Annotated in this window: 14 protein-coding genes and 1 pseudogene; all 15 read left to right on the top strand. The window is 47.1% G+C overall.

All coding sequences use genetic code 11. The features are described from left to right. The first annotated feature begins 139 nt into the window (after positions 1 to 139). On the top strand, positions 140 to 1,963 hold the full coding sequence (locus tag OHJ21_RS09825) for a sensor histidine kinase (protein ID WP_486019962.1): 1,824 nt from the start codon (positions 140 to 142) through the stop codon (positions 1,961 to 1,963). Positions 1,964 to 2,157: 194 nt separating this feature from the next. Further along, entirely contained in the window at positions 2,158 to 2,934 is a 777-nt protein-coding gene (locus OHJ21_RS09820; protein ID WP_100537467.1) for a TerC family protein, read from the top strand. 455 nt (positions 2,935 to 3,389) lie between these two features. Next, positions 3,390 to 4,103 (top strand): glycerophosphodiester phosphodiesterase, encoded by a 714-nt coding sequence (locus OHJ21_RS09815; RefSeq protein ID WP_326120488.1) that lies wholly within the window; start codon positions 3,390 to 3,392, stop codon positions 4,101 to 4,103. Positions 4,104 to 4,603: 500 nt separating this feature from the next. Further along, a complete protein-coding gene (locus OHJ21_RS09810) occupies positions 4,604 to 6,859 on the top strand; it encodes an ATP-binding cassette domain-containing protein (protein WP_486019961.1) in 2,256 nt (751 codons plus the stop codon). Positions 6,860 to 7,001: 142 nt separating this feature from the next. Then, positions 7,002 to 7,499: a DinB family protein gene (locus OHJ21_RS09805; protein WP_100537464.1), complete on the top strand. Its 498-nt coding sequence runs from the start codon at positions 7,002 to 7,004 to the stop codon at positions 7,497 to 7,499. Positions 7,500 to 7,834: 335 nt separating this feature from the next. Next, a pseudogene (locus tag OHJ21_RS09800) lies at positions 7,835 to 8,134 on the top strand (SRPBCC domain-containing protein); the annotation flags it as partial. A gap of 178 nt (positions 8,135 to 8,312) precedes the next feature. Further along, the gene (locus OHJ21_RS09795) at positions 8,313 to 9,563 is read left to right on the top strand and encodes an MFS transporter (RefSeq protein ID WP_100537462.1); all 1,251 of its coding nucleotides are present in this window, start codon (positions 8,313 to 8,315) and stop codon (positions 9,561 to 9,563) included. Positions 9,564 to 9,961: 398 nt separating this feature from the next. Beyond that, positions 9,962 to 10,840, top strand: coding sequence for an ADP-ribosylglycohydrolase family protein (locus OHJ21_RS09790; RefSeq protein WP_486019960.1), 879 nt, complete (start codon positions 9,962 to 9,964; stop codon positions 10,838 to 10,840). Between the two features lie 231 nt (positions 10,841 to 11,071). Then, positions 11,072 to 11,434: a DUF4181 domain-containing protein gene (locus tag OHJ21_RS09785; protein WP_100537460.1), complete on the top strand. Its 363-nt coding sequence runs from the start codon at positions 11,072 to 11,074 to the stop codon at positions 11,432 to 11,434. Positions 11,435 to 11,729: 295 nt separating this feature from the next. Further along, on the top strand, positions 11,730 to 12,188 hold the full coding sequence (locus tag OHJ21_RS09780; RefSeq protein WP_100537459.1) for a MarR family winged helix-turn-helix transcriptional regulator: 459 nt from the start codon (positions 11,730 to 11,732) through the stop codon (positions 12,186 to 12,188). 24 nt (positions 12,189 to 12,212) lie between these two features. Next, positions 12,213 to 12,827, top strand: coding sequence for an NAD(P)-dependent oxidoreductase (locus tag OHJ21_RS09775; RefSeq protein WP_486019959.1), 615 nt, complete (start codon positions 12,213 to 12,215; stop codon positions 12,825 to 12,827). Beyond that, on the top strand, positions 12,781 to 13,305 hold the full coding sequence (locus OHJ21_RS09770) for a DUF2269 family protein (protein ID WP_100537457.1): 525 nt from the start codon (positions 12,781 to 12,783) through the stop codon (positions 13,303 to 13,305). The genes OHJ21_RS09775 and OHJ21_RS09770 overlap by 47 nt, the downstream gene beginning before the upstream one ends. Before the next feature lie 387 nt (positions 13,306 to 13,692). After that, the gene (locus tag OHJ21_RS09765; RefSeq protein ID WP_486019958.1) at positions 13,693 to 14,679 is read left to right on the top strand and encodes an alpha/beta hydrolase; all 987 of its coding nucleotides are present in this window, start codon (positions 13,693 to 13,695) and stop codon (positions 14,677 to 14,679) included. A gap of 97 nt (positions 14,680 to 14,776) precedes the next feature. Further along, positions 14,777 to 16,564, top strand: coding sequence for a sensor histidine kinase (locus OHJ21_RS09760; protein ID WP_394055447.1), 1,788 nt, complete (start codon positions 14,777 to 14,779; stop codon positions 16,562 to 16,564). Then, positions 16,539 to 18,158, top strand: a complete 1,620-nt coding sequence (locus OHJ21_RS09755) for a response regulator (protein ID WP_486019957.1) — start codon at positions 16,539 to 16,541, stop codon at positions 18,156 to 18,158. The genes OHJ21_RS09760 and OHJ21_RS09755 overlap by 26 nt, the downstream gene beginning before the upstream one ends. The last annotated feature ends 82 nt before the right edge of the window (positions 18,159 to 18,240 follow it).

The following is an 18,240-nucleotide window of genomic DNA, read 5'->3' as shown; positions in this document are numbered from 1 at the left end:
GAAAAACAACAATACATGAATGCCTGAGAGGTCTGAACATGTCAAAAAAGATACTGATGGTGAAAGAGGAGCCATATGATATGGAAATCAAGATGGATGCCTCACTCCATAACCCATTCCGAAGATTTGAGGAGCAGCCATGAAAAGAGGGATTGTTCTCAAGCTGTTTCTATTAACGACCGCATTATGCATGCTCATTATAGCTGTTATTTTCATTGGACAAACCCTATTCTTTAAACAATTCTATGTGCATCAAAAGGTGGGAGATGTGAAGGCGGCTCTCCAATCTTATAAAAAGGACTACCTGAAAAATGCCACGGACGCACAGACTGCTTCCAGACTCGAGCGCGAATTTGATCAAACGTATAACACCTGGATTGCGGTATTGGACTCCAAGGGTAATTTGCAGAATACCGAGGATTATTTCATGACGATCAGGCTGGACCGTATGGACGACAATCCCGAGTTTTCTGGACGTGAGATAAAGATCCCGCTATATAAGTTCATGAACGTGGAAGATTTTTATAGTGAGAATACGTTTATCTATCCATGGATCAAGGAAGGGGAACCCATCGTTGTTGAAGGTCTGAATATGGACAAGCAGCTGGTTATTCAGCGGATGGGTAGGAGTGTCGCTAATCTTCGACAGGAAGACCAACTGGAGAATCGACAGATGGTGAGCAAAGAGTACGAGGTTGTCCCCCGATTTCCAAGCCCGGTTCAGTACCACGAAAAGTATCCCAACGTCCTGGCCTACGGAACGGTTACGGACTTACATATACCGGAAGGCGCTGAAAGCTCGCGATACACGAATCACTTGTTTCTTGACCGTATCAAGGCTTTTCAGGCTGAACTGCTGTACGGCGACTATGATCATGCCAGGAATGCGAATCACATGATGGATTATGAAGAAAATCACTTGAAATACAAAATATTCGTGAACCATATCGAAGACATAGACGGAAATCCCGCATACCTTTTCGCGATGACATCGATGCAGCCTGTAAGTGAAGCCGCCGGGGTCATGCGACATTATTATGTCTACGTTGTCATCGTCACCCTGCTGCTCGTGCTGCTGGCATCGTTCTATTATTCCCGTCGGATCGCCAGGCCGCTCCTGCGTATCAACCGTACGACGCAGCAAATGGCAGGCCTTGATTTTTCAGAAAAAATTCCGGTCACGACCAAGGATGAGATCGGTGATTTGTCGCGCAACATTAACGAACTTTCCGAGCGGCTGCAATCCCATATCCTCCGGCTCAATAAGGACATCGAGAAAGAAAAGCAGCTGGAGCATACGCGAAAAGAATTTATATCCGGTGTATCGCATGAGCTGAAAACACCGTTAAGCGTCATTCAAAGCTGTCTTGCGATTGTGAAGGACGAGGTTGCAATTCATAAACGGGATTATTATTTTAAGGCTATGGAGGACGAAGTTAAAAGGATGGATCTGATGATCTCGGATATGCTGGAATTGGCGAAGTATGAATCGGGAACTTATCAAATGCACACGGAGTCCTTTTATATTGATACCGTTATCGAACGGATATGCGCAAAATTGGCTGTGGATATCTGGGACAAGCAATTGCATCTGCATACTTCACTTGAACCTGTGGAAGTGGTGGGGAACGAGCTCCGAATTGAGCAGGTCATTGTCAATTTTCTCACCAACGCGATTCGTTATACGCCGAACCAGCAATCCATTATCGTAACAACGACGGAAGAGAGGAACAGCGTTAAAATTTGCATTGAAAATAAAGGAACACACATTGAAGGCGAGCAATTGGAAAAGATCTGGGATCGATTCTATCGTGGCGAAGCTTCCCGCCAACGGTCGACCGGAGGAACGGGGCTTGGACTCGCCATTTCGAAACAGATTCTGGAGATGCATGGCGTATCTTATGGGGCAACCCATTCACCGGATGGGGTCATCTTCTATTTTTATTTGAATAAAAAAGCATAGACCTCGAGGCTGCAGTAGATTTAAAATTTTGCCTGAAATGAATGAAACGAGACATTACTTGACAACGTAATAACGAAAGGGAGTCATGGAACAATCAAAACTGGAAAAAACCTCTGGTGTTTTAACTGGAGATTACACGTTTTTAGCCAGAAGTTGAACTATGAACATTCTCACATAAGAGAGGAGAACTACTGTTGGAGTCAATTTGGTTGGAGTATGCATGGGCATTACTAATTCTTATTGGATTGGAAGGTTTACTATCAGCGGATAATGCCCTTGTTCTGGCAGTTATCGCGAAGCACTTACCGGAGGACCAGAAGAAGAAAGCGATCAATTATGGGATCATTATGGCTTTTGTTTTTCGCTTCGCTGCTCTGTTTGCGATATCGTTTATTGCGAACGTCTGGCAAATACAGGCGATCGGAGCTGCTTATCTTCTATACCTCGGCTTAAAGCACATAATCAAAGCACGGTTCGGTAAGGAAAACAAGAATATTCGCGAGGACATAAAGAAAGATGCTGCCGGTAAAGGCTTTTGGCCAACGGTAAGCAAAATTGCGATTGCGGATCTCGCCTTTGCGATTGATTCCATTCTTGCTGCAGTGGCTCTGGCACTGGGTCTCCCGGACTCACCGCTACCGGATTTCGGTGGTATGGACGGAGGACAATTCTTGGTTGTCGTGCTTGGCGGAATCGCCGGGCTCGTTCTGATCAAATTTGCAGCCACATGGTTTGTAAAGCTGCTTGCTCAACGACCGGCACTCGAGACCACGGCTTATGCCATCGTGGCATGGGTTGGTGTCAAGCTTGCTGTGATTACTTTGGCCCATGAAGATATCGGGGTGTTAGATCATGATTTCCCACATAGCACAGTCTGGACCATTATCTTCTATGGTGTCTTGGTGGCGATAGCCCTTCTCGGTTGGTTTGCGCCTGGGAAAAATAAACAGTCACAGACGGGTCAACTCTAATTCCGTTTTTTCCATCATTCCTGACAGATGGCCTTCCCGTAAGGGAGGGCCATTTTGCATGCCGGGTTATGGGATCAGTTGTTTTTTTAATAGTCATAAATAGAAAGAATTATCCTAAATGCGTCCTTGATAATCTAAAAAATCGGTGATCAGAATTAACAGTAATCTTGTATTATTTAAGTGGGAAAACGGTGAAACATCATGAAATGATTAGTTGTACTAGCATTATTAAAAGTGTCTTCATCGTGGGTTAAGAAAGGAGGGAGTTCGAGTATTCAACATTTAACGCGCGGTTTCTTCGTTATTCCCAAGCGGTGGCTAAAATTTCACAATTCAATGAATTTCATGGTGTTTTTCACATAAAAGTACTTTAAATAAAGGCGTCATGCTGGGGGCGGTTAAAGGAAGAGCGAGCTTGTTGAGGTAAATAAAATCGGATATGAGGTGGCAATAAGATGAATAATGAACCGAAATATGTAGCCCATCGCGGCTTAAGTATGCACGCTCCTGAGAATACCATCGCAGCCTTTGAGCTGGCGGGCAAATCGGGCTTTTGGGGCATTGAATGCGATACCTATTGCACAACGGACGGCCGCTGGATAGTCCATCATGATCGTACCGTTGACCGCATGACAAACGGGACGGGGAAGACAAAGGACTTCTCATTTGCGGAAATCCGAAGCTTGGATATCGTTGCAGGGAACGGAATTGGCGACTATCCCGGTCTGCAAATTCCGACGATGGAGGAAGTGCTAGATGTCTGTTTGTCCTATGGTATGCACGCTTTTATCGAAATTGAGGAATATCATCAAGAACGGGATCTGGAAGTGCTGGTTGAGCTTGTTCGCCGCGCTGGCATGCTTGAGCAAAGCAGTTTCATTTGTTTCAATGCCAATGATCTGCTCAAGGTGCGAACGATTGACGATCGGGTGCCGCTTGGGTTTCTCTCATCCCAATCACCAACCGCTGCAGATCTGGAGCTAATCGCCCGGTTACAGCCGGCCTTCCTAGATTACGATTATCACGTGACGACACCGGAGGACATACGAAACATCAGGAGAGCCGGAGTGGAAGTCTCTCTTTGGACCGTTAACGAACGGGAGATTTCGCGGCCGTTTGAAGCGGCGGGGGCTGCTTACATCACGACGGACACGATCTTGTGGAAATAATGGAGCCAGGGTGACCTTGAAGAGTACCTCCAATAAAAGTTACGAGTTGACACGACACTAATTAGTTTCCTATAATCATTGCGTCACTAAATGGTGTCCAATTTGGATGGAGTCATTTGCAAAGAAATTGGGGCCTGAATAAGTTTCGCCTGAAACAAGTGCTTGGGCCGATAGTTATCCAGTGCCGGAAACTCCGCCAGTTATAGATGAGCAAGCGCAGGCATTTTCACTGAAATGACGGGCGCAGCTGCATCACAACATTCGTGTGAGACGACAGGGCCTATACATACCATATATTCTATCAGCTCTTGCTTGGGCTCGATCGTTGAACCATGAACCGAATCAACATAAACCGGCTGCATGTCTCTTGCAGCTGGTTTATGTCTCCTTAGAACATCTCGTAACACATCTGGTCAAGTATGGGCATCCTAATTTGTTCTGTATAAACCATTTGAACAATGAATCAAGTAGAAAATAACTCGACCGGAAGGATGTTAGCCATGAGCGAATCGAATCAGGAATATATCGTCATCTCGGCTGCGAGGGAAAACAATCTCAAGAACGTATCCCTGCGCATTCCCAAGCGGAAGATCACGATATTCACCGGGGTATCCGGATCCGGCAAGTCATCAATCGTCTTCGATACGATTGCCGCAGAATCCACGCGTTTGCTGAATGAGAACTTCAGCATGTTCGTGCGTAATTTTCTTCCTCGCTATCCGCAGCCTGACGCGGACGCGATCGAGAACCTGAGCATGGCTGTAATTGTTGATCAGAAGCGGCTGGGCGGCGGTTCCCATTCCACAATGGGCACGATTACCGATATTTCTCCCATTCTCCGTCTTCTGTTCTCCCGGGTTGGGCAGCCCTATGTCGGACAAGCGAACATGTTCTCGTTTAACGATCCCCAAGGCATGTGTCCCGAATGCAACGGGATCGGTCGCAAATTAGGCGTTGACATGAGCAAGGCGCTGGACATGTCAAAGTCGCTCAATGAAGGGGCGATTATGCTGCCGGACTATTCGGTGAACGGCTGGGAGTGGAACATGATTGTTCAGTCGGGAGACTTTGATCTCGACAAGAAGCTGAACGACTATTCCGATGATGAACTGGAGCATCTGTTGTACGCCAAGGCAAGGAAAGTGAAGATGGATTTCGCCGGCAAGGCAACGAATATTACCGTGGAAGGCGTCATTGAGAAGTTCACGAACAAATACATCAAGCAGGATGTGAAGACGAAGTCCGAACGCACGCAAAAAGCTGTTGCACCTTACATCTCCGAGGGTCCCTGCTCCAGCTGCCGAGGTGCCAGATTAAGTCAGGCAGCCCTTAGCTGCAGGATCAATGGACTCAACATTGCGGAGATGTCCTCCATGGAGGTCGGTCAGCTCATTCGTGTCATGCGGGAGATTGACAATGCGATCGCCGCGCCGATGGTCAAATCTCTGACGGAGCGGCTGCAGCATCTGGTAGACATTGGACTCGACTATCTGACGCTGGACCGTGAAACAGACACATTGTCCGGCGGTGAGTCGCAGCGCGTCAAGATGGTGAAACACCTGAGCGGCAGTCTGGTGGATGTCACGTACATCTTCGATGAGCCAAGCGTTGGCTTACACCCTCGTGATGTACACCGGTTAAATGAATTGCTTCAGAAGCTGCGCGACAAGGGCAATACCGTGATTGTTGTCGAGCATGATCCCGATGTGATCAAGGTGGCGGATCATATCATTGACGTAGGGCCTCACGCCGGCAGCCGCGGCGGTACGATCGTGTATGAGGGAAGCTTCCAAGGATTACTGGAATCAGGTACGCTGACCGGCACCCATATGAAGCGGCCGCTGCAGCTGAAGCACGATTGCAGGCAGCCCACCGGCAAGCTGCCCATCCAGGATGCCTCACTTCATAACCTTCGGAACGTGAGCTTAGATATTCCAACCGGCGTACTGACTGTCGTTACAGGAGTTGCCGGCTCGGGCAAGAGCACGCTGATTAACGAAATATTCCTCAGCCATCATCCGGATGCGATCGTCATCGACCAATCGGCGGTAGGCGTGTCAACACGCTCGAATCCCGCGACTTATACGGGCATTATGGATGATGTGCGCAAAGCGTTTGCTTCCGCAAACAAGGTCAGCCAAGGCTTGTTCAGCTTCAACTCCAAAGGGGCTTGCGAGAACTGCCAAGGGCTGGGTGTCGTTTATACAGACCTTGCATTCCTCGAGAACGTGAAGCTGCCATGCGAAATATGCGGAGGCAGACGGTTCAAGGAAGAGGTGCTCGCGTACCAGCTGAACGGCAAATCCATTGCAGAAGTGCTGGAAATGACAGTGGAGCAGGCATTGGAATTTTTTGAACTAAAAGAGGTTGTACGCAAGCTGCAAGCGATGAGTGATGTAGGATTGAACTATATTACACTCGGCCAGCCGCTCAGCACGCTCTCAGGCGGGGAATGTCAGCGGATCAAGCTGGCAAGCGAGCTGCATAAGAAAGGCAGCATCTATGTGATGGACGAGCCGACGACTGGCCTGCATATGTCAGATATCGGTGACCTTCTAGGGATCATGAACCGTCTCGTGGATGCCGGCAATACGGTGATCGTCATCGAGCATAACCTCGATGTGATCAGTCAAGCGGATTGGATCATCGATATGGGACCGGACGGAGGAAGCAGGGGAGGCCAAGTGGTATTCGAAGGCACACCTTCCCAGATCATCCAAGCGGAGCAGTCGATTACGGGAAAATACTTGACGTAATCTACATCCACACGGGGATTGTTAAGTCAGCGAAGGCTTACCTGGATGTCGCCTCGTCATCGGATGCCGAACGACCGAGACAAGCCTTTTCACTCGAGAGGTTTTATAGTATGCTAACCATAAAAAGGAGGAGTGGAAAATTATGGTGAAACAGCTGATCGTTGGTGACGCCAGCCATGAGCTGGCAACTACACGCCGCATTCTGGAGCGATTGCCCGAGGAGCATATGACGTGGAAGCCGCACGTCAAATCCATGACGCTCAGTGGACTTGCCACGCATCTGATCAACATCCTAAACTGGCAAATCGCAATTTTTCTGTACCCTGAATTCGATCTTTCGTCTGTACCGCTTCGGCGGGAAGCCTTAGCAAGACGCGATGACGTGTTGGAGGAATTCGACGCTAACGTTGTCAAGCTTGAAAAACTGTTAGCCGAATGCGACGAGAAAACGCTCGGCGAGGAATGGACCTTACGGAATGGCGACCATATCATCCTGCGCCAACCGCGGGCGATCGCGTTTCGCACCTTCGGATTAAGCCACATGGTCCACCACCGTGCGCAGCTCGGAGTTTATTTGCGTCTGCTTGATATTCCGGTGCCGGGCATCTACGGTCCCTCGGCCGACGAGGAAGGTAAGTGAACGAAAAACGCTGAAAAGTCTCAAGGCATTGTCAGAGAACAAAGATATATACACAAACCAAGTCGCGGAAATCGCGGCTTTTTTTGTCAGCCGATACGGGCAAGAGGTTATTTTACTAACCGTTTAATTAATACTCTAATTCCAATCGATCTTGCCAGCCAAACATGAAGATAACGGGTAGTTTTATTGAAGGCATTATTAAGGTAATCGGCGTTTCCGGATGGAATGGTTGAATTATTCAAGAGAGCAATCTGTAAGAAATCAATGCATGATTCATTTGCTATGATTGAAAAAAGGAGTAGTCAATAACTCAAATTCATTTTGGAGGGCTGGACATGAACCAGAATAACGAAACAAGCGAGACCGCAACGCAAGTAGGTGAATGCGAGTTTGTGGTCACCCGTGTATTTGATGCTCCACGGGATCTTGTGTTTGATGCTTGGACGAAAGAGGAGCATCTGTCGAAATGGTGGGGCCCTCAAGGTTTTACGATGACTATTCACCAGTTTGACATGAAACCGGGCGGTACATGGGAGTTTATCATGCACGGTCCTGATGGCGTTGATTTTCCCAACACTAACGTCTTTGTTGAGATCAATAAACCCGAGCGGATCGTTTTCAAACATGCTGTGTTCCTTGCTGGTTGAATGAGATGGTACTTAATGTCATAAGCAGTTCGAATATTGTATATGTAATTTCAGTCTTAAGGAGGAGGTCAACGAAGATGAGGTCCGTATAATAAGGATTGGAAAGGAGAGACATACCAATACTCAAGATGGGCATTTTTTAAAGACTAATTGGAGGTTGAAAAGATTGAATAGGCACGACAAAAGCACAAATGCACCAAGCCTTCTTCGCAATCGGTTCCTGCAGACGATTTTATTATCAAGCGTGCTCCTGCAGATCGGCATCTGGGTACGTAATTTCGCAATCCTCCTGTACGTTGCGGATAGAACAAACAATGATCCATACGCCATTTCGCTAATCAGCGTAGCAGAATTCGCACCTATTTTTGTTTTTTCGTTCATCGGAGGTACATTTGCGGACCGCTGGAGACCAAAGCGAACGATGATCTGGTGCGATTTATTATCCGCGGTATCGGTATTCGTGGTGCTTCTGACCATACATTACGGTTCTTGGCAATCCGTCTACCTTGTCGCATTCATCTCGGCTATTCTTTCGCAGTTCTCGCAGCCTTCAAGTATGCGGTTGTTTAAGTATCATGTGTCCGAGGAACAACTGCAGCAAGGGATGGCTCTATTCCAATCGCTGATGGCCATATTCATGGTGCTTGGACCTATGCTGGGCACCTTCGTATACAGCACGTTTGGCCTTGAAACATCGATCGCTGTAATGGGCGTTGTTTTTCTGCTTTCCGCACTCGTCCTGGTTCGACTGCCTGAGGATAATATGAAATCTCAAACGGCCGCAGTAAAAGGCCAATTCCGCAAAGATTTCGTTGAAGGCTTTCGCTATGTTTGGCAAAGCCAAGTGCTGCGTATGCTCGGACTCGCGTTTATTCTCGCGGGACTCGCTGTTGGCGTAGCCCAAGCTCTCAACCTGTTTATCGTAACGGAGCGATTGGGCAGGAGCGAGGAATTCCTCCAGTATCTGCTGATGGTGAATGGCGCAGCCATGCTGATCGGCGGCGGGATCGTAGCTGTTTTTGCAAAGCGGGTTCCACCGCAGCTTCTTCTTGCCATAGGCATGCTTGCAGGCGCGGTCTGTACAGCCATCGTCGGGTATTCGACGAGTGTTCCTGTCACGCTGACCGTTCAATTTCTGAATGGGCTTGTTTTCCCTTGCATTCATATCGGGATCAGCACCATGATCCTGAAATGGTCACATGCTTCCATTGTCGGTCGGGTGAATGGAGTTCTGAATCCGATGTTTGTTGGCATGATGGTCATTTCCATGTCTTTTGCTGGCGCATTAAAGGACGCCTTTTCGCTGAGTACGATCTATAGCGGAGCCGGATTCTTATTTCTTCTTGGCGCAATGGTCATGGTGCCGATCATGAATCAAAAAGCGCCGGATAAAGTACTTACTGCACAAGAAACATAATCTCGCGATTTCTATTTGACTATAATGCAGAAGAGCAGGCAATGAATAATTTGTCGGTTCTTCTTCTGCATTCCTAGTGATAAAACCCAGCAAAATACCAGTAAGAATAGGGATGGTTATGATATATCCACATCCGAAGTCGCGGAAATCGCGGCTTTTTTTTGATTTAACGATGTAAGTTTCCTGTTCCCATTTATGGGCCAGAACTTACTGGACAAGAACTTATAGCAATCGATTTCGCAGGCCATTAAGATATGGGCAGCATGGCGTGATTCGCAACCTATCCATCGTTCAAAACCGCCATTATAATCAGAAGATTGCAGCTGTCCATTTTGTTATAATCATAGCTAATAGGAGCCTGCTTGATTTCGTTCAAAAAATGAATGTGAGGTGGTTGCATGGAAAACAAATTATATAATCGCATTAAGGGTGGCCTGTACGGAGTGGCTGTTGGAGACGCACTTGGGGGAACGACGGAGTTTATGAGCGAGCGGGAGATCAAGGAGAAGTATGGCTATTTGACGGAGATCGTTGGCGGCGGGGTGTGGCAGCTGGAACCGGGGGAAGTGACCGACGATACGATGATGACGCTTTGCGTGGCGGCAGGGATAATCGAAAATCCTGAGGAGCCTATGGAGGCGATCGGGCGTTTCTTTATGGAATGGTACCAATCACGGCCCAAAGACATAGGGAATATCATCCGTCATGTTTTTCAAAAATACGAGGGAGACTGGTTCGAAGCCGCCTTTGTTGCGCACATGGATATGGGGCAAAGCGGCGGGAATGGATCCCTCATGCGATGCCTGCCGGCGGCACTGGCCTACAAGGACCCAGCGGACATTGACCGAGTGACAATCATGCAGTCACGGATGACGCATTATGATCCAAGGTGCGCCGAAGTCTGTGTCATGTACAACCGAATGGCGCAACGCCTTCTACAAGGCGAAGATTTAAGAGCAGCCATCATGGCCGAGGTGATGGGAAGCGAATACGAAGGTAACATTGAAGCTCAGCCGGATTGCCCGGCAAGCGGTTTTGTGGTGCATACCATCCGGTGGGTACTACATATTTTGCTCCATACGTCAGATTTTGCAGGAGTCGTACAGAAGGCGGCAAATCTAGGAGAGGATTCTGATACGATCGGCGCCATCGCCGGTGGATTGGCAGGCATTTACTACGGATATGAGGGCATTCCTGCCCGATATGCGGAAGCGATCCTCATCCAAGAGAGACTCGATCGGATAATTTCGCAACTGTATGCATTCAAAACTTCATAGAGATGTTTGTCACCCTGCAGAGGTTGAATGTTGGCCATCATCATATATAAATTCGTAATCCTGCACCGAAATCTGCAAACTAAGGTTTCCATTTGTAATTGATACAAATAAGAAAATAGTGTATTTTTAAGGAAGTATAAACCTCTTTTACCATATACGAGTAATTGTAAAAAATCTGTATGTTAGTCCTGAGTGATACTGGCAGCTATTTTAGAGAGGGGTGACTTTAGAATGCTCATTATGAGTATCATTTTGTATGCGATCGTATTCGTCTCCGGGTACTTATGGATCAAAAAAAAGCTGAAGGTATCCCACGATTCAGATAAGCTGCTGTATAAGCATATCAATCGATTTCATCTAATTGGTGAGCTCATCCTCGTAGCTGGTTCCCTTATCGCCATTTACTATATGAGATTTGTTTGGGAATGGAGAGTGGAGGCATATCAGGACGTTATTCTTGTGACAGCTGTTCTACACGCTTTCCGATCTGTTATTGAAAGACGCTACAAGAAGGATTCCAAACAATACCTCCTCAGTGCTTATGCAAGTGTTAGCGGTTTGCTCCTTTTCCTTGCTCTTGAGTTATTTGTGTGACCACACAAGAAGAACGGAAGTTCTATAAGAAACGGTTCATCTAAAACAAACCAATCATAAAACAGATTAAGCTTTTTATAATCGCCCGAACGGGTGACTATGGAAAGCTTTTTTTATCGGCTTCCGGAAATTTTATAAATCCAAGTTCTTAATGATTGCCGTGCTGGAGCTAAAATGCTGGAATAGAAAACAAATGGGATATGTGTGTTGCATGCGAAAAAAACAGTTGTCATATTCAACTAAATGCAGATAAAATGTATATAGTTGGTTATTGATACTATTGGAGTTGAATAAGATGAAAAGACATGAATACCAGAACGAATCGTATGGAAAAGAAATAACCGCGATCAATCGTCATTTACATTTGTTGCTAACTCCGCGGCTTGCGACGCATCGCTTGGGATTTGGGCAGCATATGTTTTTGCTAATGCTTTCAATGAAAGAGGAGGTGAATCAGAAAACATTAAGCGAGCAACTGATGGTCGACAAGACAACGACGGCAAAGGCGATCCGCAAGCTTGAATCTGAAGGTTATATTCGCAAAGAGATTGACCCCATCGATTTACGGAACCAAAAGATTTATTTAACTGATGCTGGAAGGGCTGTCGTTCCTAAGATTGAGGATGCGCTAGCAGAAGTGATGGATATTGGAACGGAAGGCATCTCAGCAGAGGAGTACCTCGAATTAATAAGGTTGTTAAAGATCGTATTAAACAATTTGAACAAGCATATACAAACTTCAACTCGCCAGTGAGTCTAATGAGTAGGGGAGATGGATATGAGAATAACCGTCATCGGTTCAACCAGCCCGACAGGGCTGGAGGTTCTAAAATACGGCATGAGACGTGGACACAAACTTATTGCGTTTACAAGACGTCCGCAGTTGTTAAATATGGATCAAGGCTTAGACAAGATTGTAATTGGAGACGGACTTCATAACTCTGACGTTCTTCAAGCGATTGACGGTACGGATGCAGTTATTGCGATTATAGGCGGGAAAACCGATGTAGCTGGCGTTACGCAAACGATTATCAGAGCGATGCAGGAAGCCAAAACCCGGCGCTTCATTTTTGTCAGCTCTTATTTGCTTGAAGCCAAACACCCCAGGATCTTCTCATCCGTCGCTAGGTGGATCTACCGTCACGAATTGACGGAACTTGATAAGGCCGAAAAACTCATCCAGGAGAGTGATCTTGATTGGAGTATCTACCGCCCAGCTCAACTAAATAATGACTCTGCAACCGGGAAGATAAGAGTCCAGGAGCAACGCCATGGTTTCCCTTTTGGTCCATATCAAATATCTAGAGCAGACTTAGCTACGGTATTAGTCGACGCTCTTGATAACGATGCGAACTTTAGGCGAGTATTTTGTGTTACTTGGAGCAAGGAATAGAGGAGGGGATGATGAGATGCATTACCTTTATACATCATTGTTAGTCTTCCATATACTATCAGCGATTGTTGGAGTTGGACCCGTGTTTCTGTTCAATATGATTTTGAAGAGGGCGGCGTCGGTGGAACAGCTGAAATATGCTCATCATATCGTTGAAAAATTGAACCGAAATGCCAATTTTTCTTTTGGCGTTATCCTCCTATCAGGATTATTGATGGGCTGGATGAACCCTTACTTGTTTCAATCGGAATGGTACATTGTTTCGCTAGTTTTGTTTTTTATCTCAGGAATGTATGCGATCTTTGCGGTTGAACCGATCCTGAAACAAATGCAAGGAATCGCGTTGAATCAGTCAGTGTCTAGCGAGATTTCCTCAGAATATAAGATGTTATTTCAGAGAAAACAATCCCGAGATATGCTGGCAAACCTAATTGCAGTCATTATTATCCTTCTTATGGTGATTAAGCCTGTATTTTAAGATATGTGCATACAAAGTCGCGGAAATCGCGGCTTTTTTTATATGGAGGAGGAGAATCAAGTTTTGCTTTTTCAATATCCAGCGCGGAATTGTGAATCGTAACTCTAAATCGATCCATCGCTTTATAGAACAAGCGGATTGCTCGTTGGCAGCGATTACGGTAACGTGCACCAGCACCGCTTTCTCTGACCTGGCCATTAAATCTATATCTAATGTACTTTTATATAACAAAAATGAGCTTTGTCGCAAAAAGAGGAAGAGGATCATGATAGTAAATTAAATGAGCAGGTCGTCATATGACAACGAAGAAGTCGGATAAACGGTAGATCGCACGGATGGAAAGAGGTAGAATATCGTCACCGAAGAAGCGTTAAGGAGAGAAGCATATTGATTTTGAAAATTGTAAAATGGATGCTGTCCATCATGGTTTTTGTTATTATAGGAGGGCTTCTGCTAGTAAATCTGACTCCCGTTCCATTTATCTATTGGCTTCGCAGCCAGCCAGAGGCAGAGCCCGCTGCACCTTCGAATTGGGCAAAGCTTCAGCAGGTGGTAGAGGTTCATAAAGACCTCACCTATCCTTCGACGTTCAAATCCAACGAAATGGACATATATCTTCCCAAAGATCATGCCGGCAAACTCCCGACGATCCTATGGGTTCACGGCGGTGCATTTGTGTCAGGGGATAAATCGGGTACCGCCTATTGGTCTACGATGATGGCCAGCAAAGGCTATGCAGTCGTCAGCATGAACTACGAGGTGGCTCCTGAGGCACGATACCCGGCACCTGTCCTTCAAATGACGGAGGTCTATCGGCATCTGAAGGAACTTAAGGGCTACCCGTCCTTAGATTTGGATCGCCTTATTGTCGGCGGAGATTCAGCTGGCGCCCAAATTGCATCCCAATTCATCGCAATTCAGACCAATGCCGACCTCGCGAAGCGAACAGGTATTTCACAAGTGGTTCCGGAGGATTCCATACAAGCGGCGCTGCTATATTGCGGTCCGTATAACGTCAAACAGCTGGCCAGCGTAACCGGCAGATTGGAGAAGTTTTTTCTGAATCAGCTGGGGTGGGCCTATATGGGAACACGGAATTGGAAGGATGGGACCGAAGTGGAAGATGCTTCAACAACAAACCATGTAACGAGTGATTTTCCGCCAACCTTTATTACAGACGGCAACACCGGTTCATTTGAAAAACACGGTAAGGAATTGGAAGCACGACTTCAAGAAGCGAACGTACCCGTGAAGTCATTGTTTTACCCGCTGTCTCATGGCGTAGTGCAGCACGAATATCAATTTCAGCTTAACACCCTAGAGGCCATGGAGTGCTTTGATATGACGTTATCCTTTTTAGAGGAGCAATTGTAAAAGCCGGGATCACCAATGACAAAGACTGGTGCTTCAACACTTGACGGGAGAAGTAGTAAGATGGGGATAGCTCTACACCAGGGAGAGGAGTCACATCATGTACAGCCATATCAAGGCAATTCCTTGGAATTCGATTCGCGTCAAGCTCGTGCTTGGCCTTCTGGGCGTGTCCATCCCTTTAATCGCCTTACTGATCTATATGAGTTATTACAGTGTCAACGTCATTCATAACCAGGTAGCGGTCTCCAATAAAAATATGATCTCCATCCAAATGAGGCAGATCGATAACCAGCTCTCGGAGATCGAGCGGCATCTGGTGAATCTGTCCAGATCGGAAGTCAGTGTGCTTACGATGAAAGATGCTGTGCCGGACAATACGTATATGATGGCCAAAAGCGATGTTTCCCGAAAACTGTCCTCTGATCTTTCGGTTTACCCTTACATCGACGGGCTATTCGTATATTCTTTGCCGCGTCATGATTTTGTGGAAGCCTACAAAGGGTCCATGACCTATAATGGATTATTAAAAATGCGAGAATACCTTCAACAGAGCAGTACGAGCCAAAACCGCTTCTACGGAATGGAGGCGTACTGGCAGCTGCAAGAGATTGAAGGGACCTATTATGCGATCAAAGTGCTCAGGGATGACAATATCAGTATTGGATCCTGGGTGTCCCTCAAGACATTGATGTCGCCGATGTCCGTACTGAACACGGGTGAAACCGGAGCGATGCTGTTCGTTGACGGCCATGGAAAGCGGCTCTATAGCACGAAGCCCTTGGAGGATGAAGCGTTGGATTTCACCCATGGTTTCAACAGCTATTACATGTCAGGTAAGGACAAAGACTATCTCGTCGTGGGGGAGACTTCAAAGAAAGCGGACCTCAGCATGGTCGCCGTTATTCCGGACAAGTTGACCCTCGAAAATCTACCATATCTCAAAAAGACGGCCGCCATCCTCTCCGCATTCGCTATTCTGCTTCTGCCGGTCAGCTTGTGGTTCCTGCGAAAGGTGCTGTTACGGCCGCTGCAAAAGATCGTTCAATTGATGCGGAGAATCGGGGAAGGGAACTTCAATTTGCGAATCGAGAAGATTCCGTCCGCTCCCGAGGAGTTTCAGCTGGTATACCGTACCTTTGATCACATGGTGTCACAAATTGAAAAGCTCAAGATCGACATCTATGAAGAGCAATTGAGCAAGCAGCGGGCGGAGCTGAAGCAGCTTCAACTCCAGATCAACCCGCATTTTTTCATGAATTCCCTGAATATTTTGTACCATCTGGCACAGGTGAAGCGATACGAATTGATCCAGGAGATGACGCTGTGTCTGGTTCAATATTTCAGGTATATGTTCCAGAGCAATAACCAGGCGTTGGTTCTATTAAAGGATGAGCTGCAGCATACGAGAAATTATTTGCGGATTCAGCAGCTGCGGCTTCCCTATCAATTCGAAAGCGAGATTCATGTTCCGGATTATCTGCTGGAAACCCCTGTTCCTCCTCTGATGCTTCAGACGATTGTAGAAAATACGATCAAGCATGCCGTAAGGGCAGATGTACGGACGATGCTGATCATTGAAGCGGTCCTCGACGATCTGGCGGAAGAGCCGATCGTTTGCTTGACCGTTCGAGATACCGGAGAAGGATTTTCGGAAGAGGTATTGGAGGCGATCCGCTGCGGCGGACAAGAGGCAGACGCCGGGAGAGAGCATATAGGCTTGTGGAATGTAAGAGAACGGCTGCGCCTGCAGTACGCGAATCGGGCGACGATGGATTGCTATAACGACGATCCCCACGGGGCGGTCGTCGAGCTGGTCATACCGTTAAGCCCTGGACAGGATGGGAAGGAGCTGAGCACCTATGCGTCATTTACTGATCGTGGATGATGAAGCGATTGCTGTAGAGGGGTTGAAAGAGGGTGTAGAATGGGCGCAACTGGGTATTTCCACGATTTTCACTGCGCATAGCGCCGGCCAGGCCATGGAAATCATCCGGCGGGAGCATGTGGATCTTCTGTTATGCGATATTGAAATGCCTCAAGGGTCCGGCTTGGAGCTATTAGAATGGGTGCGGGGATATAATCCGGATATCGTTGCGATTTTTCTTACCTGTCATGCCGACTTTCAATATGCCAAGCAGGCCATTCAGTTGGGCAGCTTTGATTATTTACTGAAGCCCGTCCCATTTGCCGATCTTGTATCCGTTGTACGGAAAGCGATCAAGAAACTCGAGCAGAAGCGTGAGCAATCCGAATTTAGTCAGTACGGGAAGTATTGGATGCAGCATCAGCCCCTGCTGGTCGAACGATTTTGGCTTGATATCCTCAATCAGTCGATCCCGAGCGGCTCCGCTGCCATTAAGAAAGAGGCAGAGGGTCGGAATATTCCGTATTCGGAGGATATGATCTTTACCCCCATACTGATTCAGATTCGGCGATGGTATAAGGAAGTCACGCTGCGGGATGAGAAAATTATTGAATACGCGATACGCAAATCTGCTGAGGAGCTCATCCAGGAGCGGTCCGAGCATGGCATGCTGGTGCCGTTGGAGAAAGGACGATGGCTCGCCTTGATCAACAGGGATCCGACATCGGCGGATGATGAGACAAGCAAGGGCAGGTGCGAAACGTACATCGAAGCTTGCAGGAAATACTTCTATGCTGGGGTTTCCTGTTATATCGGGGAGTCGGCTCATGGCCATGACGTTGCCTCGATGTATATCCAATTGGATCGGATGAACGAAAGCAACGTCGCTTACGATCATCATGTCTTTATGTTAAAGGACGAGAAGCCGTCATATGCCTACCAGCAAATTCTTCCCGATATGAGCATGTGGGCGGTCCTCTTAAAAGAGGGGGCGAGCGGACAGGTGTTGAAGGAAGCGGAAGCCTACATCAGCGCTCAGGTCGAAGGTAACCTGCTGACATCGGATTTACTGAATCAATTCATTCAGGATTTTCAGCAAATGCTCTATTATGTCCTCCAGTTGAAGGGCATCCAGGCGCATCAGCTTCTGAGGGACAGTCGTTCCCTGGAGTTATATGCCAGGTCAGCGCGCTCATCTACGGATTCGTTGGCCTGGATCCGCCATATCGTTGAAAGGGCGATGGATTTTGCGTCTTCGGTGGAGCATTCGCCGAGCGTAGTAGAGAGAGTAAAAGTTTATATTCGCGAGCATTTATCTGAGGATTTGTCGAGGGAGGATATCGCGAGCCATGTGTTTTTAAATCCTGATTATTTGACCCGAATCTTCAAGAAAGGGACCGGCATGTCCATCTCGGATTACCTACTCCAGCAGCGATTGAGTATGGCGGCCGGGCTGCTCGCGAATACCGAGCTGTCCGTCAGTTCGATTGCGACCCGGATCGGTTATGCCAACTTCTCTCACTTTTCCCGCATGTTCAAAAAATATATGGATAAAAGTCCATTGGAGTACCGACAGGAGCATTACGCAGCGCAAGCTCTAGGTGAAAGTCGGTAAAGTGACAGCGAAAAGTCGTTAAAAGAGCAGTGCATGAACTCGTCCCCTCTTACAATAGAGCTAGAAACACATAAATGACAAA

The sequence above is a fragment of the Virgibacillus sp. LDC1 genome (assembly GCF_025792345.1).
Lineage (GTDB): Bacteria > Bacillota > Bacilli > Paenibacillales > Paenibacillaceae > Paenibacillus_AQ > Paenibacillus_AQ lautus.
The sequence above is the reverse complement of the archived record's forward strand: the minus strand, read 5'-3'. Positions and strand labels throughout refer to the sequence as shown.

Coding starts and splice junctions, on each gene's coding strand:
- OHJ21_RS09825 (WP_486019962.1), top strand. CDS start 140: ATGAAAAGAGGGATTGTTCTCAAGCTGTTTCTATTAACGACCGCATTA.
- OHJ21_RS09815 (WP_326120488.1), top strand. CDS start 3,390: ATGAATAATGAACCGAAATATGTAGCCCATCGCGGCTTAAGTATGCAC.
- OHJ21_RS09810 (WP_486019961.1), top strand. CDS start 4,604: ATGAGCGAATCGAATCAGGAATATATCGTCATCTCGGCTGCGAGGGAA.
- OHJ21_RS09805 (WP_100537464.1), top strand. CDS start 7,002: ATGGTGAAACAGCTGATCGTTGGTGACGCCAGCCATGAGCTGGCAACT.
- OHJ21_RS09790 (WP_486019960.1), top strand. CDS start 9,962: ATGGAAAACAAATTATATAATCGCATTAAGGGTGGCCTGTACGGAGTG.
- OHJ21_RS09785 (WP_100537460.1), top strand. CDS start 11,072: ATGCTCATTATGAGTATCATTTTGTATGCGATCGTATTCGTCTCCGGG.
- OHJ21_RS09780 (WP_100537459.1), top strand. CDS start 11,730: ATGAAAAGACATGAATACCAGAACGAATCGTATGGAAAAGAAATAACC.
- OHJ21_RS09775 (WP_486019959.1), top strand. CDS start 12,213: ATGAGAATAACCGTCATCGGTTCAACCAGCCCGACAGGGCTGGAGGTT.
- OHJ21_RS09770 (WP_100537457.1), top strand. CDS start 12,781: ATGCGAACTTTAGGCGAGTATTTTGTGTTACTTGGAGCAAGGAATAGA.
- OHJ21_RS09760 (WP_394055447.1), top strand. CDS start 14,777: ATGTACAGCCATATCAAGGCAATTCCTTGGAATTCGATTCGCGTCAAG.
- OHJ21_RS09755 (WP_486019957.1), top strand. CDS start 16,539: ATGCGTCATTTACTGATCGTGGATGATGAAGCGATTGCTGTAGAGGGG.